Origin of the sequence: Occallatibacter sp. (assembly GCF_049582745.1) — a bacterium.
Lineage (GTDB): Bacteria > Acidobacteriota > Terriglobia > Terriglobales > Acidobacteriaceae > Telmatobacter.
On the sequence record NZ_JBAUUO010000015.1, the window covers coordinates 37,980 to 63,740 of the forward strand.

A 25,761-nucleotide genomic window follows, 5' to 3' on the forward strand; every position below is an offset into this window, starting at 1 on the left:
AGTCCGAATTCTTGCAAAGAGCAGAGGAGTCTTTGTACGCCGGCTCGCGAACGGAGAGTGAATCGCGGATCACGCGCCCTCATCTAACGGAATGATGAGTTTGCCCGTTTCAGTACTTGATCTGGTGGCGATGCACCCCGGAGAGCCCGCGGGCGCCGCGATCGCCCGATCCGTGGACCTCGCGCATCACGTTGAACAGTGGGGCTACCGCCGTTTTTGGCTCGCCGAGCACCATTCCATCGAAGGCTTGGCGTGCTCCGCGACTGCCGTCCTGATCGGCCACATAGCCGCCGCAACCAAAACCATGCGTATCGGCAGCGGCGGCATCATGCTGCCCAATCACGCACCCCTGGTGGTCGCCGAACAGTTCGGTACGCTTGAAGCCCTCTATCCGGGCCGCATCGATCTCGGTCTCGGGCGCGCGCCCGGTGGCGACTTCCACACCATGCGTGCCCTCCGTCGCGACCTCGGTCAATCCGGCGACGATTTCACCGCGTTACTTGAAGAACTACGCACCTACCTCAGCCCCGGCATTTCCGGCCAGGCCGTCAAGGCGATCCCCGGTCAGGGAAGCCGTGTGCCAATCACGCTTCTCGGCTCAAGCGACTTCAGCGCGCGATTGGCCGCATCGCTCGGCCTGCCCTTCGCTTTCGCCGCGCACTTCGCTCCGGAAATGTTGTTGCACTCATCGCACCTTTACCGCAGCCTCTTCCACCCCAGCGATGTTCTAGAGCGGCCGTGGCTAATGATCGGCGTTCAAATCATCGCGTCTGACACGGATGCCGAAGCTCGAAGGCTTTTCACCACCTCGCAGCGGCGCTTTCTCAGGCTCATTCGCAATCAGCCCGTGGAACTGCTGCCACCCGTGGATTCTTTGGACGTAATCGATCATCCATGGAACGCCCTCGAGAAAGCAGCAGTCGAAAGCAGGCTGAGTGCCGCCATTATCGGTTCGGAAAACACCGTGAAGGCCGGCCTTGAAAAGCTCGTCGCCGAAACCGGCGCCGACGAAGTCATCGCGGTAACCGATACCTGGGACCACGAGGCTCGTCTGGATTCTTACCGCCGATTGGCGAAAATCGCCGCAGGCATCGAGACCGGGATGCTAGCCGGTACCGATCCAATCCGCGGCTGAGCGAATTGCCGTTCTGTTCAATCGAGCGTGGTCAGGAACGACCCTTGAAGTCCGCATTGTCGTTGTTGACGCCCGTCCAGAAATCAGTCTCATGATTCCGGTTCAGAGTGGTAAGGTGATCCCACACTGGAGCCCGGGAGACGATGAGAGAGAAAAGATGGAACAGACGGGAAGTGCTTCTCGCAGGCGCGCAGGCTGCCATGGGAACTGCACTGACGGCATGCAGACGATCGCAAATGCCACGATTGGAGCCGCTCGCTGACGATCACATCGTCTTTGTGGCGACCACGGAGCAGAGTCCATGGCAGACAACGCCGGTCTTCAAGCCCGCATTCCGTTGGACCATGCTCAACCTCAACATTGATCTCTCTGAAACGAACTCCTCAAGCCGTCAGGCCATTCAGGGGTTTGGTGCTTGCTTCAACGATCTGGGATGGACTTCGCTTCAGGCTCTAAGCGAAGATGATCGCCAGTCGGTGCTCCGCGAATTATTCGATCCCGCTGTGGGTGCGCGGTTCTCTTACTGTCGGATGCCCATTGGAGCCAACGATTTCTCTACCGACGCATACAGCTATGACGAGCAGGACGGAGATTTCGCCCTTCAGCACTTCAGCATCGATCATGATCGAAACACCCTGATCCCATTTATCCATGCGGCGCAGCGTTTTCGGCCCGATCTGCGGTTGTGGGCTTCACCCTGGACGCCGCCAGCCTGGATGAAGCGGAATCACTTTTACGCGGAGGCAAAGAGTTCCCGCGGGACGAAAGATAACGGGATCCGCAGCGATCAGATTGGTCACGAGGGCGAGGACATGTTTATTCAGGAGCCTCGCTATCTCGAAGCATATGCTCGGTACTTCGGCAAGTTCATCGATTCATATCGCGCTGAAGGAATTCATGTGGGGATGGTCATGCCTCAGAACGAATTCAACTCGGCGCAAAATTTTCCCAGCTGTACGTGGACGCCGGAAGGATTGGCGCGCTTCCTCCATTTCCTGGGACCGGAAATGGACAAGCGAAATGTGAATGTGTTTTTCGGCACTCTCGAACGAGGCGAACCGAAGTTGCTCGAAACGGTGATGGCCGACAAAGATGCCGCGCAGCATATAAAAGGAATCGGCGTTCAGTGGGCAGGCAAAAATGCGCTGCCGGCTCTGCACTCTGAGTTTCCGCAGCTCACGGTCTTCCAATCGGAGCAGGAATGCGGCGATGGCAACAATGCATGGAGCTACACGGAGTATTGCTGGCAACTGATGAAGCACTACCTGCGCAGCGGAGCCACCGGATACATGTACTGGAACATTTCACTTCTGAAGGACCAGCCGAGCACATGGGGATGGCCGCAGAATGCGCTCGTCTCCGTCGATTCCGGAGCAAGAGCGTTCCGCTACACGCACGATTACTACCTCCTCAAGCACCTCACCCATTTCGTCGATGCAGGCGCCCGGCTCATTCCGACAAGTGGAAGCTGCGATGACGCACTCGCATTCCACAATCCGGACGGAACAATCGTGTTGCTGGTCCGGAACGAACTGGCGCATTCACAGCTGGTGCAGGTGCAAGCCGGAGAGCGATCCGTGGCTCTAGAACTTCCCCCGGACTCGATCGGCACACTGGCAATCAAATCCGCATGATGTTGAGGCGGTTTACCGAACATTTTGACCGAAATCTGTGCCATCGGTGTCGCCTTTTCATGCCTCACCTCAGGAAGCGATCCGCAGCATCAGGCCCCGGCGTCGCGATCGAAGACCTCATCGGTTTCCGTTGCGCTTTGTTTTCGATGCGATTGGATCAATCGCCACTCTATCCCCAATCGATAGCGTCGGATTGTTTACCGCGAACGATGTCGTCGAAATGAAGTCGATGAATGGAATCAAACGCGCGACACGGCGATGATGGCGGCGGATCAAGAGTCTTGTTGCCGTAAACTCAGTGAGCCAAACAGCTCCGTCAAAGGCATAGATTCCGGCTGGGTGATTCGTAATGAATCCCGGCAGATTCTGTTCATAGTTGCAGGTCGATGTCCCCGCCATCTGGTGGCCCGAACCGCAGTTGTTCTTCAACATCCGGCGCGTCGAATAGGCATCCAACGCACGGGCCCCGCCGTCCGCGGCCAGAAGCGTCCAGGTGAGCCCATCGATCCGCGGCCTCGCCATTTCTGTCGGCACCCGACGTCTCTGAACAAACCCGCCATCAAGTTTTGAAGGCGACCCATCCGGTGTCTCGGACCTCGCCATCGTGGCAAACACAAGAAAGAAGAACACGGCAGAAAACCAGCGCATCGCACGACTCTTTCAAAATTGCTTCTGAAAGAGTCATCGGCAGCGGGAGACAGAATTTCAGCGAAAAAGACCGCTTTGCGCCAAGCTTCTCCGCGCTAGGGTTCACCTCACTGCCTTGTCAAGCCCCTTTTCGCGCGAACGACCCCTAATCCGCTCAAAACAAACGGCAAAAAGCTTGTCCGCTTTTGCAGGTTATTTCGCCGATAAGCCTAGGCTGTATCTATGCGGGATTTCCGCCATCGCTTCTCTAATTGATGTGCTGGCTACGGCCCTGTAAGTCCAATGCCGAGAAACATTTGCGGCTAAACCTTTTGAAAAGGAATATTTCGTGCAATGCCCCGGCCGTAACCCTCTGAAAACATCGGACTTCCTCCCAGAGATGGGGGGAGGGGGGAGGGGGGAGCCCATGCCGCGAGCAAAGAAAGAGGGCGGCACCAACGGTACCGCCCATTAACTACAGTGTGCCAGTCCGTCAATTACGGATAAATGCCCCGGAGGTGGATTGCTTCGGCGACGCGGCCGATGCCCAGCATGTTCGCTGCGATCCGCATCGGCACCTTGCGATCAATGTGGATCTTGATCACGTCACGGAACGCGGTCTTCATCACCTTCTCGAGCCGGTTGTAGACGTCCTGCGCCTCCCAGAAGAGGTGCTGCTCATCCTGCACCCACTCGAAGTAGGAGACAGTTACTCCCCCAGCATTGCAGAGAATGTCAGGAATGATGAACGCTCCCCTCGCTTCGAGAATGCGATCAGCGGCAGGCATGAGTGGCCCGTTGGCCGCTTCAGCGATGATGCGAGCGCCAACCTTGCCTGCGTTCTCGCGGGTGACGGCATTCTCCAGCGCAGCGGGAACAAGGATGTCGCACTTCAATTCCAGAAGCGCGCCAGGCTCGATCGGCTCGGTGCCCGGGAATCCATACACACGGCCGGTGAGCGCCTTCATGTGGATGAGTTCTGGGATGTCGATGCCGTCGCGATTGTAGATGGCTCCGGTGGAATCGCTGACCGCGATGATCCGCGCGCCTGCCTCATGCAGCAGTTGTGCCGCAATCGATCCGGCGTTGCCAAAGCCCTGCACGGCAATGGTTGCGCCCTTCAAAGGGATGTCGAGATGTTCACATGCACATTGAATGGTGTAGAAGACGCCGCGGCCCGTAGCTTCATTGCGTCCCAGCGATCCGCCCAGGCTGATCGGCTTGCCGGTGACGACGCCGGGAATGGTATAGCCCTTGGTCATGCTGTAGGTGTCCATGATCCAGGCCATGGTCTGCGAGTTGGTGTAGACATCGGGCGCAGGAATGTCCTGCTGCGGGCCGATGAGCGGCAGGATCGCGCTGGTGTAGCGGCGCGTCATGCGTTCGAGTTCGCCCTGCGACATGTGTTTCGGATCGCAGGTGATTCCGCCTTTGCCGCCCCCGAACGGGATGTTCACAACCGCGCACTTCCAGGTCATCCAGGTGGCCAGCGCTTTCACTTCATCCAATGTGACCTGCGGATGGAAGCGAATGCCGCCCTTCGCGGGGCCACGTGCAGTGCTATGTTGTACTCGATAGGCCTCAAAGCGCCGGATGTGCCCGTCGTCCATGCGCACTGGCACCGTAACCGTCAGCACGCGCTCGGGAAACTTGATCATCTCCCGTGTATCGTTGTCGAGGCCCAGGGCGTCCGCCGCGGAGTCAAAATTCTCCAGCGCCACGTCGTAGGCGTTATCTGCGAGTTTTGTTGCGAGCATCGTTGTTCCTCCCTTGGCCGCACCGTTTACCCACGCGGTTCAAGCAGGAGAGCCCGCTCCGTCTACATCGCTTCAACTGTGGAGACGAATTCCTGCTCGTGCGTCATCCGTGATTGGTAAACCGGGGTAAGCCAGTTCCAGTAAGCCTGCAGGTGTCCGCGGGTCGCATCGAAATACAACTGCTGTATTTTTTGCGTTACCGCGCCGATGGTTCCATCCTTCACCGGGCGATGATCGACGCGCACGATAGGCGCCACGCCGACGGCCGTGCCAGTGAAGAAGAGTTCGTCACATATGTAGAGTTCGCTGCGGTCGATCGGCCTTTCGATGACGCGCAGCCCCATTTCGCGAAACGCGAGTTCCATGATGGAATGGCGCGTGATGCCTTCAAGCGCGTTTTCCGTGACCGAGGGCGTGATCAGCTTGCCGTCGCGCACCATGAAGATGTTGCAGGTGGCGCCTTCGGCAACGTGTCCATTTTCGTTGAGGAAGATGGCTTCGTCGAAGCCTGCCTGCCGTGCGTCGTCGCTGGCCAGTGCGCTGTTCACATAGGCGCCGCAGATTTTGGCGCGCGCCGGAATCGCATTGTCTTCGATCCGACGCCAGGAGCTTACGCCTGCATGCAGCCCATTGTCACTATGCAAGTATTCGCCAAAGGGAAGGGCAACAATGGCAAACGCATTCTGGTCGTCGGTGCTGACGCCGATGCGTTCGGCGGACTTGTAGGCAAGCGGCCGGACATAAACGTTGGTGCGGAAGGCGTTTCGACGCATCAATTCCACGGTGATCGCGCAAAGCTCCGGCACTGTGGCAGGAACGTGAATGCGCAGGATGCCGCAGTTCTTCTTCCAACGCTCGTAGTGTTCGGGTGCGCGCAGGATGAACAGTTCGTCTTCGGTGGGAACCCAATGTGCGCGGACGCCTTCGAAGACTCCGGTGCCGTAGTGCAGCGCATGGGTGAGGATATTGACCTGCGCATCGCGCAGCGGCATGTACTTGTCGTTGAAGTAAACGATGAGATTTGGATCGGAAGCGGCTTTCATTGTGCAACCTCTTTGTTGCGCGATTCGCGGTAAAGCGCACGCCCTCGCGCCAGGGCAAGCCCATCTAGCTGATACCACCGCTCTGACTTGACCAGACGGCGCAGCGCCGCATCGATACTGGCCTGCGGCAGGCCGCCGGTGATCTCGAGCAGCGCTCCCAGCATCACCATGTTGGCGGCCCGCGGATCGCCCAGCTCATCGGCAGCACGGGTAAAGTTCAACGCCAATACGTTTACGTCGTCCCGCTCGCAGTCCGCGGGAAAAGCGTCGCCGTTGTAGATGACCCATCCGCCCGGCTTCACGCTCAGGTCAAACTTGCGCAAGGACGGTTCATTCATCGCGACGAGAAAATTGGGCACCGTCACGAGGGGCGAATCGATCGGGTTCTTCGAGACGCGTACGTGGCAATTGGAAGTGCCCGAACGCATCTCCGGGCCATACGAAGGCAGCCATGAGACTTCGAGGCCGGCATCAAGGCCTGCTTCTGCCAGGATTTCGCCGAGAAGCAACACGCCTTGGCCGCCGAAGCCGGCGACCCGCACATGCAGATCGACATCATCGATTTCGCGACACGCCGAGGGAACGTCTGGTTGGTCATCATGGACGATTCCCAGCAAGGCTGGAATCTCCTCAAGCCGGGGTCCCGGACCCGCAATGGCACGCGGCTGCCGCTCTTTCGTGCGGTCGCAAACCACACCCAGCGGATATGTCTTCTCCATTACGTCGCGGACCCAGTGCTGCGCATCGACGGCCGACATCTTCCAGATCGTCGGGCAAGGCGCCAGAACCTCGATCAGCGAAAAGCCGAGCCCTTGCACCTGGTTCTCGACTGCCTTTTTGATGGCGCGCGCAGCTTGCGCAATTTGCTTGTTGTCGCCAAGGCCGACGCGCTCAATGTAGACAGGAGCGTCAAGCGTGGCAAGCAATTCACTCATCCGAAGCGGATAGCCTTCGTTCGCGGCGCTGCGGCCGAGCGGCGTCGTGGTGCTCTTTTGGCCAAGCAGGGTTGTCGGTGCCGCCTGCCCGCCCGTCATGCTGTAGATAGCGTTGTTGACGAAGATCACAGTAATGTTCTCACCGCGATTGGCGGCATGCAGAATCTCGGCCGAACCGATCGCCGACAAATCGCCGTCGCCCTGGTAGCTGATGACGATGCTGTGCGGATGACTGCGCTTGGCGGCGGTCGCAACCGCCGGCGCACGTCCATGAGCAGCCTGGATATTGCCCACATCGAAGTAGTGATACGCGAAGACCGAGCAGCCGACGGGGCTGATCAAGACGGTCCGATCCTGGATACCCAGCTCGTCGATGGCCCTGGCCAGCATCTTGTGCGCGATGCCGTGTCCGCAGCCGGGACAATAATGCGTCTGGTGCTGTAGCTCTTCTTTGCGCTCATAGGTCTCGTAGAAGACTTTTGCCTTCGAGTGCACAACTTCGTAATCCGATTCCACTTGATTAGACATGGGCCATCTGCTCCTTCTCCGCGATAGCCAGAACAAACTTCAGGACCGCTTCATGCGAAGGCACGTTGCCGCCCATGCGATTGAGAAGCTCGACGTGCCGCTTGCCATTCAGTGCCAGGCGAACGTCGTCGATCAACTGGCCATTGCTCATCTCGACCACGACAAACGAATGAGCGCGATTGGCGAGGCGCTGGAAATCGGTGGAAGGGAATGGATACAGGGTGATCGGCCGCAACAAACCGACCTTAATGCCCATGGCGCGTGCATCGGCCGTAACGGCTTTGAGGATGCGCCCGACGATGCCGTATCCGACGAGAACGATCTCGGCGTCTTCGGTGTACCAGTGTTCCGCCCGCGTTTCGCGCTGCTCAGCCTGGCGGTACTTGGCTTCGAGCGCATTCACGTGCGCTTCAAGATCGTCTGTGCCCATGTGCAGCGAGGTAATCATATTGGCTCGTGTTTCGGCCGTTCCAGCCACCGCCCATTCCGGCAGCCTGGGCGGAATAGCCGCTTCGGCAAACTCGACCGGTTCCATCATCTGACCCACAAAACCGTCGGCCAGGATCACCACGGGATTGCGATAGCGATCGGCAAGTTCAAAGGCGAGCGTAGTCAGATCGGCCATCTCCTGCGCGGAGTAGGGAGCGAGCACGATTGTCCGGTAATTTCCGTTGCCTCCGCCTTTCACCACCTGGTGATAATCGCTCTGTTCCGATGCGATGTTGCCGAGGCCGGGCCCGCCGCGCGTGATGTCGGCGATTACGCATGGAAGCTCGGCGCCCGCCATGTAGCTGACACCCTCCTGCATCAGGCTGATGCCGGGTCCGCTCGAGGCCGTCATGCAGCGGATACCGGCTGACGAGGCGCCATAGAGCATGTTGATTGCGGCTACTTCGCTCTCGGCCTGCAGAAAGACGCCACCGGCTAGCGGCATATAGAGTGCTGCGGCTTCTGTAATTTCGCTGGCCGGCGTGATCGGATATCCATAGAAGGCGCGACACCCGGCAAGGATCGCGCTCTTTACAATCGCTTCGTTACCCTTCATCAGTTGCTTGCGCATGCCAGGGCCTCCTCCAGTTGCATTGCTGCGCCGCGGCGCAGACGCAGGACTGTGATTGCCCCAGGCTCGGGACAAGCAAAAAAGCAGATTCCGCAGCCCGTACATCCTGAACCGTTATAGGTTGCGGTGCGATAGCCGTAATGATTGAGCTCATCGCTGAGGTGAATCGCGTTGGGAGGGCACGCCTCGATACACAGCCCGCATCCCTTGCACTCATTCACATCGACGCGCAGGAGACCTCGATCCCGTTTGCCCGCAATAGAGCCTTCCGTGAAGGTCATGGTTCACTCCTCTTCGTCATGGCCACGTTATGCATACGTGGCTGTCTTGCGTTCCAGGTAGTGCGCACTTAGCGCGAAGTCCTGAAGCTCCTGCTGGAAGCGCGGATCAGCAATGCCGATCAGCGCCTTAGCGCGTTCCCGCAGCGTTTTCCCGTGCAGGTAGGCGATTCCGTGCTCGGTCACGACGTAGTGCACGTCTGCGCGCGACGTCACTACGCCCGCTCCGGGCTCCAGAACCGGAACGATACGGGAGACAGAGCCGCGGCAGGCAGTTGCAGGTAGCGCGATAATCGGAACGCCTCCCCTGGAACGTGCCGCGCCGCGAATAAAGTCAATTTGACCGCCGCACCCGCTATAGGGCCTCGTACCCAGTGAATCGGCGCAAACCTGCCCAGTCAGATCTACCTGCAGCGCGGAATTGATGGCGACCATTCGATCATTCTGCGCAACTACAAATGGATCGTTGGTGTAAGAGATCGAACGGAACTCGAAGCTCGGATTCTCGTTGATGTAGTCGAAGAGTCTCTGTGTGCCGAGAACAAATGCTGCAACTGCCTTGCCGCGATGCAGCGATTTGCGCGATCCATTGATGACGCCCGCTTCCATCAAATCAATCACGCCGTCGGGACACATTTCGGTGTGAATGCCGAGGTCGCGCTTGTCGCCGAGACAGTTCAGCACCGCTTCGGAGATAGCCCCAATTCCGGTCTGCAGCGTCGCGCCGTCGGGAATCAGGGATGCAACGTGGCGAGCAACGCGCACATGAATTTCAGTAAAAGGCTCGGAACGCAACTCAAGCAGCGGCCGCGAAGTCTCGACAAATGCTGAGATCTGGCTCACGTGGATGGAGGTGTCGCCGTGCGTGCGCGGCGCGCGATCGTTTACTTCCGCGATCACGATCTTGGCGCATCGCGCCGCTGTCAGCGTGCAGTCAACCGTCGTGCTGAGGCTTACGAATCCGTGGGCATCGGCCGGCGTCACTTGCATCAAAACCACATCGAGCGGCAAGGCGCCGGTTTCAAAAAGGGCCTCGATCTCACTGAGGAAGATCGGCGTGTAGTCGGCACGTCCGGCGGCGACCGCTTCGCGCACGTTTTCACCGAGGAATAGGCCGCGATGCCGAAAGTGGCCCTCATATTCGGGTTTCGTGTACTCCGCCTCACCCAGTGTCTTCATGTGGACCAGTTCCACATCAATAACCTCGGAGGCGCGCGCGACCAGCGCATCAATGAGCGGTTTCGGCGTGCCGCAACTCGGTTGAATCCAGACGCGATCTCCCGACCGCACAGACTTCATGGCTTGCGCAGCGCTCATGCACTTGTCGCGGTATTTCTCTCGCCAGTTCACAATGTTTTGTCCCCCGGCCCGTTCACTTAACAACTTCAAGGCCTGCATCAACTTCGGGCGACAGAAAACATCTCCCAAAGCCCGGAATATGTTGCTCTCGTCCACCGAATCCGGACTGTGATGACAGTCACCCGTCACTGCCCGGAAGGGCATGTTGATCGAGAGCACTTTCACTGCCTGAAATGGTCTCGAAAACCGGAATCGAAGGTCGGGTCAGGGTGAACGCGGAGGTGCCGCTGGATGCAGGTCAAGGCGACAAGTCTGCACATCCGCAAGTGCTTGAGCGCGTGCGACCTCCCGAAGCGGACGACGATTGCGCACCGGGAAGGGGGACAACCGCCCTTCAACGCATCACATCTCAAATGCTGTAAGAGACATGCGTTGAACGTTCAACAAGGATTGAATCAGGAGAGGAATATATGAAACTTACAGGGTCCCGCCACACATTTCTGCTCAGCTCCGCCGCCGTTCTGGCAGGAGTCATGGTTGTTGCAGGCTGTAACAAGCCCTCCCACCCTGACGAGAAGTCAGCGGTTACCGACTCACTTAAAAACAACAATCTCAGTGCTGTCAGCGTTTCGCAGGACCGCGACAAGGGCGTCATGACGCTGAAGGGCAATGTCGATTCCCAGGATATGAAGAACCAGGCGGAAAGTGTCGCCAAACAGGCGGCGCCCGACTACAAGGTTGCCGATGAGGTCGGCGTATGGCCTGCGGGTGCCAGCGAAGCGGGTTCGGTGGCTTCAAATCTCGACAGCGCCATCGAAGACAATTTTAAGGCAGCAATCAAGGCCCACGCCAGCCTGAATGATCAGAGCATCAGAGGTTCGGCAAAGAATGGCACGCTTGTACTAAAGGGATCGGTCAAGACGGCTAAACAGAAGAAGGAAGCCGAAGATCTCGCCAAGAAGGTGCCAAACGTGCAGCAGGTGGTGAACGAAATCGAAGTCAATCCCAAGAAGCACTCGATCACCAACTCTTAGGTGCATAGACCCATTGGATGATTCCGAGTGATGGGTCGAAAATCCATGTGAAGGGTCGAAAAGTAGATAGAAGTTATACCTCCGCTGACGTTGGAGATAAATGAGTCCCGGCTGCCGCCCTCGGCCGGGGCTCTTCTGCGTTCAATTCCCTTTTGGAACGGTGCATCCAGAGATTCCCCAATCGGTAATTGCGTATTCGTTTCCGCGATGGCATTCGTCCGTGCGGAGCCCAACGCAGTGAAGATTGAAGTACGCAATGCAGCTATGCGTTGGGGGAACTGAGCAGATGCACATCAACTGGATTCATTTGTTTCTACCTGTCATGCAGGGCTTTGCGTTGGGAGTAATTGCGATGATCCTGCACGAATGTGGGCATCTCGCGGCAGCTGCGGCGCTAGGCGTGCGTGTGAAACGCGTTGGAGTTCAATGGAACAAAGGCTTTTTCACCGTTCGCGAACAGGGAACGGTCAATCAGAATCTGCTCATCGCGCTGGCGGGCCCTTGTGTGAACCTGCTTCTGATCATTGTTGAGCCATGGTTTCCGCTCTTCAGCCTGGCAAATGTGTGCTGCGTAGCGGCAAACATGCTTCCTATTGACGGTTCAGACGGGTTTCGAGTGGCAGAATGCTGGCGCCGCATTCGGGAAGGAGAGGTGGCGAACCCGGATTTCGGCCGCAGGTAACCGATGATGATCATCTGAGTCCGATAAGGGGCGGTGCAAGGCTGCGCCGCTTGGGGAGTTATAACGCTCATTTATCTGTGACTTAGATCACGTAAGATTGCTCATTAGCGCCATAAGGGCAGGATGGAAGTTGTACTTTTGTTACAACGATCGTGCGATGCCTCATTTGGGGTAAATGGCTAAACTCTCAATCGTGGAGAACTTCTATGCGAGAGAACGTTCATAAAGACGTTTACCGGTTTGCTTACGATGAGGCTTCATCAGAGCTGAGCAAGATTCTGAAATCCTTCGAGCAGCTTTGCGCTCAGAAAAACCGCGTCGAAAAGCTTATGGAAGTCCTCAAGCCCGAACTCGGGATGCCCGAGCAGGCGAATGGCGACAATCATGTCAAAAGGACGACGCACCTGCCCTATTGCACCGTGGTCACCCGCCTGACTGTTCTTTAAACCGACATCGCTGCAGCCCTGCTTTTCCCCCGCACAGTCAGCCGGGCGCGACCCCAGACGCGTCGGGCTGACCCCTCTTCTTCCAAATCCAAGTGTTTCGGACCTCCAAATCGGAGAAGAATTCCTTGTTCCATGAAAGGATTTTCCCGCCTACCGGACAGCTTCATCATCAAGATTTCTCCTTTTGAACCAGAGGTTTAGCTGCAACCGCAGGCCCACTTACCTCTCAACCCAGGACGTGAGCGGGCCGATTCTACGCTGGTTCCGATTGAATTTCGTCTCCCAAACTGAGAAAATCCTTTGCTACGATTGGTTTCCGATCAGGGAGCCGAAAGGGAAATCAAGGCGAACGCCGGCGAACAAGCGCATCCCGTCTTCCCGAAGACAGTGGCCCTATGGATACCAGAGTCTATTGCGTCTACAATCTCGCGCGAGGAGTTTTCCTCAGTTCGAAGGTGACTGCTGCCGACGGTGTGAATGAGCCTCTGAAGGTTTTGAAAGTGCTCGTGAGCGGGCTCGGATTGGACACGGAATCGGGGCTCTGGATATGTCCTTTCTCTGCAATTCAATCAGTACCCCGGCTTTTCCCGTTCGATTTGCTCTACCTCGACTGGGACCAGCGAGTGATCGAAGCGGTGGAGATTGTCCCTGGGGCCGAGTTCCCGCCCTACCGACGCGAGGTTGCGGGTGTGCTCGTTCTGGCGCGCCAGACGTTGAAATTCTCGCAAACCGGACGAGGCGATCGTCTGATTATCGGCGTCGAAGAAGAGATTGAGCGCCAGATTGCTGCCGCAGACGCATCCGATATCAAACCTACCGTTGCGAGTGCCCGATCTTCTGCAGGGAGGCTCAAAGGCCTTTTCGATAAAAAGGGCAAAGAACAGCGAACTGCGGTCAGCTCCGTACTGACGGAGGCATCTCCATCTGTAGTGACCAGAATGGCCGAGGGCGCCGCTCCGGCCGCGCCGACAGTAGTTGAGCCTCTCGCCGTATCCGCGGTGGGTCCGACGGAGACACCGGAATTGGCTAAGGGCGTTCCCGGTGCCGCGGGAATTTCGGCGGAGAAAGCCGAAGAGCCATTCCAATCCCCAATTTTCAAATCGACGGAAACAGAAGAGACTTCGTCCAACGAGGCGAGGGACGCGACCGCAGGCGAAAGACCGGTTGTATCGACCACTCAAGCGATCATTGAGGAGCCCGCGAGCGAAAGTAAGTCGGTCGTTATTGGGCAGCAAGGGGGCGTCGAAGACCTTTTTTCGAACTGGGTGGATGCGCCGTCGTTGTCGTCGGCCTGGATTCCGCGCAATCCGAGACCCGGAAGCGCGCCGAGAATTCCACCTGCGCCTGGCGCTGTCACTGCCACTCCACCGGATGAGAATCCGCCAGGAGTAGAACCTGATTCCAAAGCGTCCGACGCTCTCCACTTGCGACAGATTCCGGAGCCAAAGAAAGCCGTACCCGATTTTGCCACCGTTCCGCGGGAGACAGCCGAACGAATCGAGCGGCCGCGGGAAAGCGCGACTGCACCGGCGAAGACGATGCCAGTGCAGACTCCCGTTCCGACAACGACTGCCGTTTCCCAGCCACCCCAGGCGACGACATTTACAGTGGCCAACTTTGCAATGTGGCAAGTGAGCGCGCCTACTGCGATCAACTCTCTCGCGGCGGTTCAATCACAGGGCCAAACGCGTCCAGCTACCCCAGAGTTGGAGGAACAAGCCGCAAAAGTGAGGAGGACAGGCGACCAGGTGAAGTCAGCACCGGTTGCAAAGTCAGCTGATTCCCCGGCTGAAGCTTCGACGCCCTCGAGAGCGGCGAGGTTTGCGAGCGAAGCTGGTCTCCCAAAAGAGAGTGTGCGTACACAAACTGCAACAAGGGTGCGAGGACCCCTGGAGACGGCGGGTTCGAAGCCGGAGAAGAGCGTCGTTGCGCCGGGCACAACGAGGCAAGGGATCGCGGCCGGGATCGGAGCAAGTGATCATTCCCAGAGTGCGACTTCCGCGTCCGCTGAGAGCTCGAGGGTGGCGGCTAAAGACTTGGTTGCCGCTATCCAGGAGAAGAAACCTTCTATCGAGGCTGCAAACAACTCCCGCGAGCGGCTTCATGTGAAGTTAGCGGAAACAGCCGCAAGGCCCAAATCTCCGGAGGTGACTGCCGCGGTTCACGATACGGTGCAGACGCCGAAGCCGGAAGTTCCTGCGGCGAAAGCCGGTGTTTCTGCTCCAAGCGCGGCATCCGCTCCGAAACAGGTCAAGGTTGAACCCAAGGCCGTTGTGCCGGTCAGGAGCATTGCGCCGAAAGCCCACCCGAAGCCGTCGAGCGAACGCACGGAAGGGAATGGAAAATCGAAAGCCGGACCACCGAGTTTTGGGGAGCGCTTCAAGCGCTGGCTCAACCCCGTTGCTCCGGTTTCGAGCGATCGTCGACGCGCTTATCGACGGTATGTTCCTGGCATGGTGGCCCACTACTATACCGGCGGATCACCGAAGCCGCATGATGTCGCGGACATCAGCATGACTGGCTTTTATCTGCTGACCGAGGATCGCTGGATGCCGGAAACAATGATCCAGATGACCTTGCAAAAGCCTTGCGCAAAGGGCGAGCGGAAGCAGTCTATCACGGTCCTTTCGAAGATCGTTCGCCGAGGATCAGACGGTGTGGCGGCCGAGTTCGTGATGCCGGAGGGCTTGAATCCGGCGAGCCACGACATCCAGCCTTCGCAAGCAACGGACAGATTCACCCTTGCTCGATTCCTTTGATCGCGCGGGTGTTGGTTTCCTTCCGCAGTCATTGGTACTGGTTTGCTCGAAAGGAATCTGCGAATATGGACGTGCTAAGGCAGCGCGGAATCGACAAGGCTCCAGAGACTCCGCACCTGGCTGAGATCAAGGTCATTCACTCCACTACCCTCCCATTGGAGAAGAAGATGATGGCTGCCCGCGCCAAAGATCCCCTGATAAAGCGTCTGATGCGCTGGATTGTTCCGGACCAGCGTGTTGCCAAGCGCCATGGCATGCCGCCCGTGGTGGCGTATCTTGGGATGGTTCATTCCTCCAAGGTGTACAAGGTTGGCGACATCAGCATCGCAGGGTTTTTCATGGTGACGGAAGAGCGGTGGATCCCCGGCACCGGGTTTCCGGTAACCTTGGAGCGGACAGATGATGGAGCACGGGGAGAGACGTTGACTGTCTACTCCACCGTGATACGAATCGGCGCCGGCGGAGTGGGATTCAGTTTTCTGCAGCCGCCGGACAAAGAGCAGCACTCCGGCGAAGCGAACGGGACGACGCGCATGGATCTGACGAAACTGGCGCAGTTCCTGAATGGCCTGCCATTGTCAGAACCCAATTCCGAATCGATGGAGCAGGCTTCGTAGCACAAACGAGGGAATCTGTGAGATCGCCCGAGAAATCTTCGGGAAAGGCAGCGTGTGCGCAGCTCCCGGTGATTCTTGCCCGACCTTCGCCCATATGTCGGCATTCGTTGAACATGGACGTAACTCCTTGGGACCCCTATTATCCCCTCTCTTAGGGTAAAGGTCTTGTTTACATTGGTTTGCAGACGAGGGTGGCGCTAAAGGTCTGTGTGAATTGAGGTTCGCTGTAGAGGTTTCAAAAGACAGGGGTTAGTTAGGGACAAGGGACCAGGGATTAGGGACCAGGGACTAAGGACTAGGGAACAGGGATTAGGGAATACAGACCGGCTTGTAATGCGCATTTGAGGACTCGTGTGAGAGAGGATTTGCATTTGAGTTCATTGTGCGCCGGAAGGGGGAAATTACCTGCAAAATGGCCGAAAGTTTTTGCGGTTTGGAATGAACGGTTTGGAGAAGAATCTTGGAGCAAAGGGGTTGACATCGCGGTCTCCGAGAAGCGGATCCTTCGCTCCGCTCACAGGATGACGCGGGCTGGGGTGGGTGCGTGCTTTCCCAGGTCTCAACTACCCCAGCAACGAAGATCTGTCGCTGGGGACCCCGGTAGAAGCGAGATCCTTCAACTGCGCTCAGGACAGACTATGAGGCACCCGGCCGATTGTGATCTAGTATTAGGCGTCGCCAGACCCGGCGACCGGAATGCGCCTGCGGGGAGGTTTTGTGCGGAAGAACAATGTTGCGATCATCGCTTTAGCATTGCTGGTTCCGATGGCTCTGCCCGGCGCTCTTTCTCAGGCACGCGCGCAGGCGGAGAAGGCTGCGTATCCGGCCATGGCCGCGGTCGATGCGTATTTGGTGCCAGACCAGAATGCTGAAATCGCGCTGGCTCGCAGCGGTGCGCCCGCGTCCATTTCAGACGGGGCCGAAGTGATGGTGCTGGGACGGACGGGATTCACAACAGCAGTGAAAGGCACGAATGGTTTTCTCTGCGTTGTGGAACGATCATGGGGCGCGATGACGACGGATGCGGAGTTCTGGAATCCCAAGATTCGTTCGCCCATCTGCTTCAATCCAGCGGCGGCAAGGACGTTTGCGCCCATCTTTTTGATGAAGACGAGGCTGGTGCTGGCGGGAAAATCAAAGGCAGAGATTCTCGCAGCAACCTCGGCGGCACTGGACAGCAAGGAACTGCCGCCGCTGGAGCCGGGATCGATGTGCTACATGATGTCGAAGCAGCAGTACCTGAACGACCGCGGCATGCAATGGCATCCACACCTGATGATTTTTGTTGCGGGCGACGCGGCGAAAAGCTGGGGCGCCGATGGGGAGGGCTCTCCGGTGATCGCAGCGAACGATCCTGAAGAGCGGGTGACGATCATGATGGTCCCCGTCTGGAAATGGTCGGATGGGACGCCGGGGCCGGCGCTGGGGTACTGACGCAATCAATCAATGTCAGAGCTTTTCGCCAGAGACCTGACAACGCGCAGGGATCATCCCTCAGCCTTCGGTTAGATAGTTATGGATCTCGAAGAAGGTGACCTTTGGCGGTTGGGTGATGCCCGCCTGAGCAGAAATTGGTCCAATCTTCGCTGCGGCGAATTTCTCAAACTGATCCTTGCTCTCCCACACGTCGATTATGCGGATACCTGCATCGGTCTTGGTTACCCAATGAAAGAGACCGCCAGGTGCACCGGGACCTCCGGGACGAAATCCCATCTTCTGGACCACCTGGTCGTATTGCGCAAGAGTAGCTCCGGAAAAATCCTGCTGTACGGCGACTGGCATGTTGAAACCTCCTTGGGGGACTGATCCAACAAGGTACACCAGCGCGGCATGCACTGGGAACCATTTGCCAAGCTGCCGCTGCGGAATGCGGTTTTCTGGACTGCTCTTTTGGCTTTGCGAGGCCAACTCATCGCGATGGGACCGCGATGAATGGGGTACAGACCCACCGCGGTTCTGCTTTCAAAGGGTCGTGTACCCACACCAGTGAAGATATTCAGGGCAGCCGCGTTCGCGAAGAGATGAAACGAAAGCCTTGTCGTCGTCACGATTATATGTGTGCCCCAGTAGTAAAAGTCTGGGACACTCCCGGATCAACCGAAAAGGAGAGACCCCATGCCAGCATCCCCCGTGCTCACCGGCGTTCATATACGCCCGGAAATCCAAACCGCGACCTTCTCACTCGATTCCTTCCGCATCACCGACACGCGTTCGCGCCACAACGATACCGATTACGTCTCCTTCACCCTTCTCGTCCGCGATGCCTCGGGCAAAGGGACGCCTCAGACGCTGAAGAAGTCGATGGGCGACGTCAACAACGGAACGCACGCCGTCGGTCTGTCCTTCCCCAACGTCGTCGTTCCCACCAACGGCAGCGTGGTTTTCAACTACCTCATCGTCAACGCCGGCCACTCCAGTGAAGGCACCGTCGACAAGGCACTGGAAACCGTCGGAAGTTCTCTGGCTGAAAAAGGTTTGGTTACAGGCGGAACCGCGCTTGGCACGGCCATCCTCCCCGGCCTCGGCACGATTCTTGGCGCCATCGCCGGCTGGCTCGCCGGCGAAATTAAGAGCATCCTCACGGCCAACTGCGACGGTCCAGTCGCCGCCGAGCAAGTCACGCTCACCTACAAGGACCTGATGGCCAAAACGGCGAACGGACCCTATCGCCACGAAACCCCGCAGCCGGGTACCGACTCCGCGACCGGCTGCGGCAGCAACTCAATGTACTACGTCACGTGGCATATCGCCCGCGGCACACCTGAGCCTCTCAGAGAAGTGGGCCGTCTCTAATCGTCGCAGCCTGCAATGCTGGATGCCCATTCATCGCTTTGCGGCGGTGAGTGGGCACCGGCGCGTGGATGTCGAAGGCTCTTCGCTGAAGATTCACCCGCCTCAGGCCTCACCTCAAGGTGTCATCCTGAGCGGAGCAGTTTGGGGCCCCGCATCTTTTGCGGGGTCAGCGTAGCGAAGGATCTGCTTTTCCTGGCGCTTCCCCGGTTGCCAACTGCGGAAACCACGGCTCGCTCAGATCTTCCCAGGTCGCATTTGCATGTTCAATGAGAGCGATCTTTTTGACCCGCGTCCATCCTTTGATTTCCTTTTCGCGTTGGATCGCGGCGCTTACTTCGCTGAAACTCTCGAACCAGACGAGACGGTTGCAGTTGTAGCGCGCGGTGAATCCGGGATGCTTCTTCTGCTTGTGCTGGAAGACGCGTCGGCGCAGGTCGCCAGTCACACCGACGTAGATGGTTCTGCTTCTGCTGGCGATGATGTATGTGTCATAGGAGAGCTCGTCCATTGGAAGAACGGTAACGAAACGGCGGGGGACGGGAAGTGTTTGCGGTCACGGGTGCGAGAAGCGGATCCTTCGCTCCGCTTACCCCATGAACGCTGCGCGTTCACGGGGCCCCAAGCTGCTCCGCTCAGGATGACACGGGCTGGGGTGGGTTTTTTCGCTTCCCAGGCTCAAAGGCTTGAACTCGTGCGCCGAGCGTAATATCAGGATCAACATGAAGGAACTGACTGCGACATTTCACTCCGAAGTATTCAGGCCTGTTGTGACTCTCGTTATTCCCGGATTCTATGCAATTTCAACTTTCTCGATTGTCCTTTGGCAACGAGTACCAAGCTGTCACCACTATGTGAATGATCTTCCCGGGCTTTCGGCGACAACGGCGCTGCTAATAGTCCTAACTTGCGGACTCATTGCAGAGAAAATAGGTGCACGGATCGAAGTCTTCTTCGACAACGCACTCTGTAAGACTCCCGGATACGAAAGCCACCTCGCTGAATAGTATGAATATCTGCGGCTAGCATTCGAGCGCGAGCCCGTTGGTCACCGATATCTCAGATCACTTGTACTAAGGTTGAAATTCGAATTAGGAATGACTGTGGCGACGGTACCCTTCGCGCTCGGTGCACTCTGGATTCAAATTCCTATTGCCTGGCGCGTCGCACTGGTTGCAGGATCATCCTTGCTCGCCGCCTACCTCTGTTTCGAAGCAAAAGATGGTACCAAAACTCTTAGCGAGTTGCGACGCGAGATTCTCAAAAAGAATTGGGATAGGGACGCCGCACATGAGTGATTAGGCATTGGCGGTGACGCAAGATTCTCCGCTTCGGATGACACGGGCTGGAGTGGGTTCGTGCTTTCCCGCTTTCCCGGATCTCAAAAGCGAGACATCGTGCACCCCGGGTCACAGTTGCTCCGGCCTGTTATGAACCCGGTTGAATTGGATTGTGACTCCAAGCGAAGTCCTGCTTGCACCGCCTACATTGCAGACGACCGTGGCCTCCAGCTGCGAACACGACTGGGCCCAGCCTCTTGTCAACGATCCAGCAGTGCGGGCAGTAATACCTCCCTTTCAACTCGAAAAGTTGATAGAACTCGTTTATCTGGTCCGCATTCATTTGATCCGCTTTGATTGCATCCAGCTCGGTCTGAACTTGAACAAGACGTGCGCGGGACTCCTGCAACTCGAGTTGCAGTTCGGCAATCCTCTCCATCGCATCCAGAATCTGTTTGTACTCGCTTATCTTGTCAGCTGCGCGAAGCGTGTTCGCGACCGTCATCAGTCCATCAGTTATTCCCATCTTCCACCGCCGTCACGATATCAGAATTGCGATCCGGCTCCCGTTTCGCAGACCTTCACACCTGAGTTTGCGGCACCAGCACGCTTTTCGCCAGCATTTGCTTGATGCCGCGGATGGCTTGTCTTGTGCGCTCTTCGTTTTCTATTAGGCTGAAACGCACATGACCGTCGCCGTAGTCGCCGAAGCCTATGCCGGGGCTTACGGCTACTTTGGCTTCTGTCAGCAGCAGCTTGCTGAACTCCAAAGAGCCAAGGGCCGAGTAGGCCTCGGGGATTTTGGCCCAGACGAACATTGTTGCTTTCGGAGATGGGACTACCCAGCCGGCGCGGTTTAATCCTTCAATCAAAACGTCGCGGCGGCGGCGGTAGTTTTCGCGGATCTCGGTTACGCAGTCTTGCGGGCCTTCGAGGGCGAGAATGCTGGCGACCTGGATGGGCGTGAAGGTGCCGTAGTCGAAGTAACTTTTCAATCTGGCGAGGGCGTTGACTAGGACTGGGTTGCCGACCATGAATCCTACGCGCCAGCCGGGCATGTTGTAGCTCTTGGACAACGTGAAGAATTCGACGGCTACATCTTTGGCGCCGGGGACCTGGAGGACGGAGGGGGGCTTGTATCCGTCGAAGCCGAGGTCGGCGTAGGCGAGGTCGTGGATGAGGTGGAATCCATACTCGCGGGCAAGGGCGACGAGGCGGGCGAGGAAGGGCAGTTCCACCGTTTGGGTTGTAGGGTTCGATGGGAAGTTGACGATGAGGGCCTTGGGGCGCGGGGTCATGCGGGGGATGATGGATTCGAGCTCGGCTAGAAACTGGTCGCAGTCGTGGACGGGGACGCTGACGACGTGGGCTCCGGCGATGACGGGACCATAGATGTGGATGGGGTAGCTGGGATTGGGGACGAGGACGGTGTCGCGCGAGTCGAGGATGGCGAGGCACAGGTGGGCGATGCCCTCTTTGGAGCCGATGGTGACGATGGCTTCGGAGTTGGGATCGAGGTCGACGTCGTAGCGCGTCTTGTACCAGTTGCAGATGGCCTTGCGGAGGCGCGGGATTCCGCGGGAGACGGAGTAGCGATGGGTAACGGGCTTCTGCGCGGCTTCGACAAGCTTGTCGACGATGTGTTTGGGCGTGGCTCCGTCAGGATTGCCCATGCCGAAGTCGATGATGTCTTCGCCGCGGCGACGGGCGTTGACCTTTAACTCGCCGGTGATGTTGAAGACGTAGGGCGGGAGGCGCTGAATGCGGCTGAACTCTTCCATGGCTTCCTCAAGTATGACAGTGGACCGTGAACAGTGGACAGTGAAGTGCAGGGACATAGGGACTAAGGGACATAGGGACTCATCACCTTGCGTGCCGATCTTTTGGATTTGGGGATGAGGTAGGACGGTCTCAGGCGGCCGGAGCCGCCGCACGGGCCGCGATCGCGTGGGCGGCGGGATGGTGGGGGTGCGGCATGGGGAAATTATAACGAGGCTGGTTCCGTGGGGACTGAGGCATCGGCGACAAGCAGGTCCTTCGACTTCGCTCAGGATGACGGGGCTCTGGCAGGTCCCTTGACTTCGCTCAGGATGACGGGGCTCTGGCAGGTCCTTCGAGTCCGCTCAGGATGACGGGGCTGTGCGGGATTAGCGTTCGTGGCTTCCCACCCATTTCGCGATAGGACTGCGAAATGGATGGGGCACCTGGTCTTTGTCTAGTCCCTATGTCCCTGTGTCCCTTTGTCCCTTTGTCCCTTTGTCCCTACTTCCCTAGTCCCTACTTCAACTGACCTTCAGCACTACGCGGAAGCGGGCTTTGCCGGAGATCATTCTGGCGTAGGCTTCCTCGGCTTTATCTAAGGGGTAGACCTCGTTCATGGATTTGACGCCGGTGAGGGCGCTGAATTTGAGGGTATCTTCGGAGTCCATGCCGGTGCCGGAGGGCCATCCGGCGACGGTGCGGCGGCCGAGGAGGAGCGGGAAGGGGCTGACGGTGAGAGGGCCGTCTTCAGGCGCGCCGACGAGGATGAATTTGCCGGCGGGGGCGAGGCCATCGATCACCCATTCGAGAGCTTTGGCGCTGGTGATGGTGGAGAGGATGATGTGGGCGCCACCGATTTTCTGGAGTTCCTTGGCGGGGTCCTGCGAGGTGGTGTCGATGTAGAGGTGCGCGCCGAGTTGTTTGGCGAGGGCAGCCTTGTCTTCGCCGCGAGCGACGGCGACGGTGCGGTATCCGGCCTTGGCGGCGTACTGGATGGCGAGGTGGCCCAGTCCGCCGATGCCGACGATGGCGACGGTGTCGCCGGTGCGGGCGCCGGAGTTGCGGAGGGCGTTGAAGGTGGTGATGCCGGCGCAGAGGAGCGGGGCGGCGTCGGTGAGGTTGAGCTCGTCGGGCATGAAGGCGAGGGCGTTGGCGGGAGCGATCACGTAGTCGGCATAGCCGCCGTCGTAGTTGATGCCGCTGATGGGCTGGTTTTCGCAGAGGATGAAGTCGCCGCGACGGCAGGGCGGGCAGTAGTTGCAGTGGCCTCCATGCCATCCGAGGCCGACGCGCTGGCCGGGCTTGAAGAGAGGGACGTCGGGACCGACGGCGTCGACGATGCCGGCGACTTCGTGGCCGGGGGCGCGCGGGAATTGCAGGCCGGGCCAATGGCCTTCTTTGGTCAGCGAGTCAGAGTGGCAGACGCCGCAGGCTTGCACGCGGATGCGTACGTGGCCGGGGCCGGGCTCGGGGAATTCTTTCTGGACGAGTTGGAACGCACCGCCGGGGGCGGGGACCTGCATGGAACGGCCTTTTACTGGTGGCATGAGACAGTCTTCTCCTGCGCCTTGGATGGGACGGCGATGGGTAAGTTGCAAAAAAGATGGTTAAAGTTAGTGGAAGTGCGGTCGGGATTTGCGCGTTAGCCCTTGCGCCGATGAGCTTGCTCCAATAATCTTCACGAACAGTGCAGCATTCCCATTCTTCAAAAAAAAAGAGGATCTTGGCCGCAATGAGAGAAGACTCGCGATCCGCCGTGTGCCGTTGTTTTGCTGTTGGAATTCTGACGTTGTGCCTGGTGGGCGCACTGCCGGTGCAGGCGCAGACGAGCGACGCTGCGCATCAGCAGGTGGAGAAACTGGTGGAGGCGAACAGTGCGAACTGGAAGCAGGTTTCGAAGGAGATCTGGGGGTTTGCGGAGCTTGGGTATCACGAGAATAAGAGCTCGGCGCTGCTGCAGGCGCAGTTGAAGGCGGCGGGGTTTTCGGTAGAGAGCGGCGTGGCGGACGAGCCTACCGCGTTTATCGCGAGCTATGGCGAGGGGAAGCCGGTGGTGGCGATTCTGGGCGAGTTTGATGCGCTGCCGGGATTGTCGCAGCAGGCAGTGCCGGAGCGAGCGCCGGTGACGGTGGGTGCGCCGGGGCATGGATGCGGACACAATCTGCTGGGTTCGGGCGCGGCGCTGGCGGCGGTTGCGGTGAAGCAGTATATGGAGGCGAACCATGTGAAGGGGACGCTGCGCTACTACGGAACTCCGGCGGAGGAGGGTGGATCGGGCAAGGTGTACATGGTGCGCGCGGGGCTGTTCAAGGATGTAGACGTGGTGCTGCACTGGCATCCGGGCGATCGGAATGCGGTGATCGATGGCGGGGCGCTGGCGGTGACTTCGGCGAAGTTCACGTTCCACGGAATCGCGGCGCATGCAGCGATGGCTCCCGATCGCGGCAGGTCGGCGCTGGATGCGGTGATGCTGATGGGGAATGGAATTGAATTCATGCGCGAACATGTGCCGAGCGCTACGCGCATGCACTACATCATTTCGAAGGGCGGAGTGGCGCCGAACATTGTGCCCGACTTGGCGCAGATGGACCTGATGGCGCGCAGTCCTTCGAATGCGACACTGCAGGAGATTTGGGAGCGTATTCTCAACATCGCCAAAGGCGCTGCGCTGATGACGGGAACGACGCTTGAGGTGACGGATATCGGGAGCGATGCGGACATCATCGGGAACGATGCTCTCGCGCAGGTCGCGCAGAAGAATCTGGAGGAAGTGGGCGGCTACACGATGAGCGCGGATGAACAGAAATTTGCACGGGATCTGCAGAAGACATTCGGTCTGGACACGTTGCCGAGTCTCGATCAGACGAAATTGGTTGAACCATTTCACAAGCCCGATCCGAACGCGCCCTCCGCGTCGACGGATGTTGGCGATGTGAGCTGGGTGGTGCCGACGATCGGATTTACGACGGCAACGTTTGTGCCTGGCGCGGCGGCGCACACGTGGCAGGCTGCGGCGAGTGCGGGCATGGCTATCGGGCAGGATGGGATGGTGGTGGCTTCGAAGGCGCTTGCCGATACGGCTGTGGATTTGTTGACGAAGCCGGAGTTGGTCGCTGCGGCCAAGGCGGATTTTGAGAAAGAGCTTGCGGGGAAAACGTATCGTTCGGCGATTCCGGAGGGGCAGAAGCCGCTGATCGATTATCGGGGGAAGTAGGCCATGGCGAAGAATCGTTAAAGGTCTGAGTTGGCGGTGATTGGACCGGAATCCGTGTTCACTGGTATAGACTCCGTGCTATGCGCGTCCAAGTTGCGGTGAACGATGGGGTTCCTGTCAAAGCGTCCCTTAACTCCAAGGGGTGGCTCAGCGTACATCTGAATTTCTCAAATGATGATGGTGGAGGAGATTCCCCTGGATCTCTATGGATTCAGGCGATTGACTACAGCGAGGAGCCTAACTCCGTAAGTTCAGTTTGGGAAATAGGAGCGTTGTCGGTTGGTGACAGGGCGGAGGTTCGTGTGCTGCCCGATGGCGAAGCAAACCCGCCAACAAAGGTCGAACGATCCTCAGAGAGATCAACCAATCTATTCTCAAAAGCTGATCAGGCAAGCCTACTGCTGTTGGCAATCAGCGCGTGCGACAAAGAACTAATGGCAGTCATTGAGCAAAGCCGGTTGGTTGAGCCTGAGGATGAGTTCAAGAAGATTGTGCAGGCCATCGGCGGGATTTTAGCCGAATTCGACCGCAATCTCATTCAACCGACCCTACGCAGACACCCCGAACTCTTGGCGGAGGCTCAAGCGAACCGATTGATCTGATGGCGTCTTTCTGATCGTTGGTCGATGGTGGGCAAACCGGAAGTTGCGCCACTTTGAAACTGCTAGGGCAACCGCATTCATCAATGAGGCTTGGCGCTACTCACTATTTGAACATTAAGTGGGATCATGCTTTCCCACCCAAGCGGAGCTTGGATGGGAGAGCTACGGTGGTCGCTAATGTTCAGTGAATGAAAAAGCAGATTCTTCGTTCACCACCCCCGAACTGAACTACGTTCGGGGCCCCGTTCGCTCAGAATGACACATCAAATTCTTCTTAGAG

At 58.1% G+C, this 25,761-nt stretch carries 22 protein-coding genes; 11 read left to right on the top strand and 11 right to left on the bottom strand.

Translation table 11 applies throughout. The features are described 5' to 3' along the window. Positions 1-94: 94 nt before the first annotated feature. Entirely contained in the window at positions 95-1,135 is a 1,041-nt protein-coding gene (locus WCA10_RS02200; protein ID WP_472820868.1) for an LLM class flavin-dependent oxidoreductase, read from the top strand. A 236-nt stretch (positions 1,136-1,371) separates the two neighbouring features. After that, positions 1,372-2,769: a glycoside hydrolase family 30 protein gene (locus WCA10_RS02205; protein ID WP_472820846.1), complete on the top strand. Its 1,398-nt coding sequence runs from the start codon at positions 1,372-1,374 to the stop codon at positions 2,767-2,769. A gap of 117 nt (positions 2,770-2,886) precedes the next feature. On the opposite strand, the gene WCA10_RS02210 is transcribed toward WCA10_RS02205, so the two are convergent. The 7 genes from WCA10_RS02210 to WCA10_RS02240 form a co-directional block, all read right to left on the bottom strand. Beyond that, on the bottom strand, positions 2,887-3,417 hold the full coding sequence (locus WCA10_RS02210) for a hypothetical protein (RefSeq protein ID WP_472820847.1): 531 nt from the start codon (positions 3,415-3,417) through the stop codon (positions 2,887-2,889). Positions 3,418-3,893: 476 nt separating this feature from the next. Then, complete coding sequence (locus WCA10_RS02215) at positions 3,894-5,153, bottom strand: Glu/Leu/Phe/Val family dehydrogenase (protein ID WP_472820848.1); 1,260 nt, start codon at positions 5,151-5,153, stop codon at positions 3,894-3,896. Between the two features lie 62 nt (positions 5,154-5,215). Beyond that, positions 5,216-6,196, bottom strand: a complete 981-nt coding sequence (locus WCA10_RS02220; protein ID WP_472820849.1) for a branched-chain amino acid transaminase — start codon at positions 6,194-6,196, stop codon at positions 5,216-5,218. After that, positions 6,193-7,659, bottom strand: coding sequence for a 2-oxoacid:acceptor oxidoreductase family protein (locus WCA10_RS02225; RefSeq protein WP_472820850.1), 1,467 nt, complete (start codon positions 7,657-7,659; stop codon positions 6,193-6,195). The genes WCA10_RS02220 and WCA10_RS02225 overlap by 4 nt, the downstream gene beginning before the upstream one ends. After that, positions 7,652-8,719, bottom strand: coding sequence for a 3-methyl-2-oxobutanoate dehydrogenase subunit VorB (vorB, locus tag WCA10_RS02230; RefSeq protein WP_472820851.1), 1,068 nt, complete (start codon positions 8,717-8,719; stop codon positions 7,652-7,654). The genes WCA10_RS02225 and vorB overlap by 8 nt, the downstream gene beginning before the upstream one ends. Then, positions 8,704-9,000: a 4Fe-4S dicluster domain-containing protein gene (locus WCA10_RS02235; protein ID WP_472820852.1), complete on the bottom strand. Its 297-nt coding sequence runs from the start codon at positions 8,998-9,000 to the stop codon at positions 8,704-8,706. The genes vorB and WCA10_RS02235 overlap by 16 nt, the downstream gene beginning before the upstream one ends. Before the next feature lie 27 nt (positions 9,001-9,027). After that, positions 9,028-10,386, bottom strand: a complete 1,359-nt coding sequence (locus tag WCA10_RS02240; RefSeq protein ID WP_472820853.1) for an acetyl-CoA hydrolase/transferase family protein — start codon at positions 10,384-10,386, stop codon at positions 9,028-9,030. Between the two features lie 380 nt (positions 10,387-10,766). On the opposite strand from WCA10_RS02240, the gene WCA10_RS02245 reads away from it, so the two are divergent. From WCA10_RS02245 to WCA10_RS02270, 6 genes are all read left to right on the top strand, one after another. Beyond that, entirely contained in the window at positions 10,767-11,330 is a 564-nt protein-coding gene (locus WCA10_RS02245; protein WP_472820854.1) for a BON domain-containing protein, read from the top strand. Positions 11,331-11,586: 256 nt separating this feature from the next. Further along, a complete protein-coding gene (locus tag WCA10_RS02250) occupies positions 11,587-12,012 on the top strand; it encodes a hypothetical protein (protein ID WP_472820855.1) in 426 nt (141 codons plus the stop codon). Positions 12,013-12,218: 206 nt separating this feature from the next. Then, the gene (locus tag WCA10_RS02255; RefSeq protein WP_472820856.1) at positions 12,219-12,458 is read left to right on the top strand and encodes a hypothetical protein; all 240 of its coding nucleotides are present in this window, start codon (positions 12,219-12,221) and stop codon (positions 12,456-12,458) included. A gap of 395 nt (positions 12,459-12,853) precedes the next feature. Further along, a complete protein-coding gene (locus tag WCA10_RS02260) occupies positions 12,854-15,217 on the top strand; it encodes a PilZ domain-containing protein (protein WP_472820857.1) in 2,364 nt (787 codons plus the stop codon). Positions 15,218-15,282: 65 nt separating this feature from the next. Continuing rightward, entirely contained in the window at positions 15,283-15,834 is a 552-nt protein-coding gene (locus tag WCA10_RS02265; protein WP_472820858.1) for a hypothetical protein, read from the top strand. Between the two features lie 717 nt (positions 15,835-16,551). Then, a complete protein-coding gene (locus WCA10_RS02270) occupies positions 16,552-17,268 on the top strand; it encodes a hypothetical protein (protein WP_472820859.1) in 717 nt (238 codons plus the stop codon). A 60-nt stretch (positions 17,269-17,328) separates the two neighbouring features. Here the strand turns inward: WCA10_RS02270 and WCA10_RS02275 are convergent, their stop codons facing one another. After that, positions 17,329-17,616: a hypothetical protein gene (locus WCA10_RS02275; RefSeq protein WP_472820860.1), complete on the bottom strand. Its 288-nt coding sequence runs from the start codon at positions 17,614-17,616 to the stop codon at positions 17,329-17,331. Between the two features lie 333 nt (positions 17,617-17,949). Between WCA10_RS02275 and WCA10_RS02280 the strand changes: the two genes are divergently transcribed. Beyond that, a complete protein-coding gene (locus WCA10_RS02280; RefSeq protein ID WP_472820861.1) occupies positions 17,950-18,627 on the top strand; it encodes a hypothetical protein in 678 nt (225 codons plus the stop codon). A 166-nt stretch (positions 18,628-18,793) separates the two neighbouring features. On the opposite strand, the gene WCA10_RS02285 is transcribed toward WCA10_RS02280, so the two are convergent. The 3 genes from WCA10_RS02285 to WCA10_RS02295 form a co-directional block, all read right to left on the bottom strand. Further along, positions 18,794-19,135: a GIY-YIG nuclease family protein gene (locus WCA10_RS02285; RefSeq protein ID WP_472820862.1), complete on the bottom strand. Its 342-nt coding sequence runs from the start codon at positions 19,133-19,135 to the stop codon at positions 18,794-18,796. Between the two features lie 1,350 nt (positions 19,136-20,485). Continuing rightward, positions 20,486-21,685 carry an alanine transaminase gene (gene alaC / locus WCA10_RS02290; RefSeq protein ID WP_472820863.1) on the bottom strand — a complete coding sequence of 400 codons (1,200 nt, stop codon included), beginning with the start codon at positions 21,683-21,685 and terminating at the stop codon, positions 20,486-20,488. 501 nt (positions 21,686-22,186) lie between these two features. After that, positions 22,187-23,212: an alcohol dehydrogenase gene (locus WCA10_RS02295; RefSeq protein ID WP_472820864.1), complete on the bottom strand. Its 1,026-nt coding sequence runs from the start codon at positions 23,210-23,212 to the stop codon at positions 22,187-22,189. 185 nt (positions 23,213-23,397) lie between these two features. Here WCA10_RS02295 and WCA10_RS02300 point away from each other — a divergent pair, with 185 nt between their 5' ends. Together WCA10_RS02300 and WCA10_RS02305 are read left to right on the top strand one after the other, a co-directional pair. Beyond that, a complete protein-coding gene (locus tag WCA10_RS02300) occupies positions 23,398-24,879 on the top strand; it encodes an amidohydrolase (RefSeq protein ID WP_472820865.1) in 1,482 nt (493 codons plus the stop codon). Positions 24,880-25,181: 302 nt separating this feature from the next. Beyond that, positions 25,182-25,481, top strand: coding sequence for a hypothetical protein (locus tag WCA10_RS02305; protein WP_472820866.1), 300 nt, complete (start codon positions 25,182-25,184; stop codon positions 25,479-25,481). Positions 25,482-25,761 lie beyond the last annotated feature (280 nt).

What these genes read in the sequence shown, in the direction of transcription:
- WCA10_RS02200 (WP_472820868.1), top strand. Translation starts at nt 95, where the DNA reads ATGAGTTTGCCCGTTTCAGTACTTGATCTGGTGGCGATGCACCCCGGA.
- WCA10_RS02205 (WP_472820846.1), top strand. Translation starts at nt 1,372, where the DNA reads ATGCCACGATTGGAGCCGCTCGCTGACGATCACATCGTCTTTGTGGCG.
- WCA10_RS02210 (WP_472820847.1), bottom strand. Translation starts at nt 3,417, where the DNA reads ATGCGCTGGTTTTCTGCCGTGTTCTTCTTTCTTGTGTTTGCCACGATG.
- WCA10_RS02215 (WP_472820848.1), bottom strand. Translation starts at nt 5,153, where the DNA reads ATGCTCGCAACAAAACTCGCAGATAACGCCTACGACGTGGCGCTGGAG.
- WCA10_RS02220 (WP_472820849.1), bottom strand. Translation starts at nt 6,196, where the DNA reads ATGAAAGCCGCTTCCGATCCAAATCTCATCGTTTACTTCAACGACAAG.
- WCA10_RS02225 (WP_472820850.1), bottom strand. Translation starts at nt 7,659, where the DNA reads ATGTCTAATCAAGTGGAATCGGATTACGAAGTTGTGCACTCGAAGGCA.
- vorB (WP_472820851.1), bottom strand. Translation starts at nt 8,719, where the DNA reads ATGCGCAAGCAACTGATGAAGGGTAACGAAGCGATTGTAAAGAGCGCG.
- WCA10_RS02235 (WP_472820852.1), bottom strand. Translation starts at nt 9,000, where the DNA reads ATGACCTTCACGGAAGGCTCTATTGCGGGCAAACGGGATCGAGGTCTC.
- WCA10_RS02245 (WP_472820854.1), top strand. Translation starts at nt 10,767, where the DNA reads ATGAAACTTACAGGGTCCCGCCACACATTTCTGCTCAGCTCCGCCGCC.
- WCA10_RS02250 (WP_472820855.1), top strand. Translation starts at nt 11,587, where the DNA reads ATGCAGCTATGCGTTGGGGGAACTGAGCAGATGCACATCAACTGGATT.
- WCA10_RS02255 (WP_472820856.1), top strand. Translation starts at nt 12,219, where the DNA reads ATGCGAGAGAACGTTCATAAAGACGTTTACCGGTTTGCTTACGATGAG.
- WCA10_RS02260 (WP_472820857.1), top strand. Translation starts at nt 12,854, where the DNA reads ATGGATACCAGAGTCTATTGCGTCTACAATCTCGCGCGAGGAGTTTTC.
- WCA10_RS02265 (WP_472820858.1), top strand. Translation starts at nt 15,283, where the DNA reads ATGGACGTGCTAAGGCAGCGCGGAATCGACAAGGCTCCAGAGACTCCG.
- WCA10_RS02275 (WP_472820860.1), bottom strand. Translation starts at nt 17,616, where the DNA reads ATGCCAGTCGCCGTACAGCAGGATTTTTCCGGAGCTACTCTTGCGCAA.
- WCA10_RS02280 (WP_472820861.1), top strand. Translation starts at nt 17,950, where the DNA reads ATGCCAGCATCCCCCGTGCTCACCGGCGTTCATATACGCCCGGAAATC.
- WCA10_RS02285 (WP_472820862.1), bottom strand. Translation starts at nt 19,135, where the DNA reads ATGGACGAGCTCTCCTATGACACATACATCATCGCCAGCAGAAGCAGA.
- alaC (WP_472820863.1), bottom strand. Translation starts at nt 21,685, where the DNA reads ATGGAAGAGTTCAGCCGCATTCAGCGCCTCCCGCCCTACGTCTTCAAC.
- WCA10_RS02295 (WP_472820864.1), bottom strand. Translation starts at nt 23,212, where the DNA reads ATGCCACCAGTAAAAGGCCGTTCCATGCAGGTCCCCGCCCCCGGCGGT.
- WCA10_RS02300 (WP_472820865.1), top strand. Translation starts at nt 23,398, where the DNA reads ATGAGAGAAGACTCGCGATCCGCCGTGTGCCGTTGTTTTGCTGTTGGA.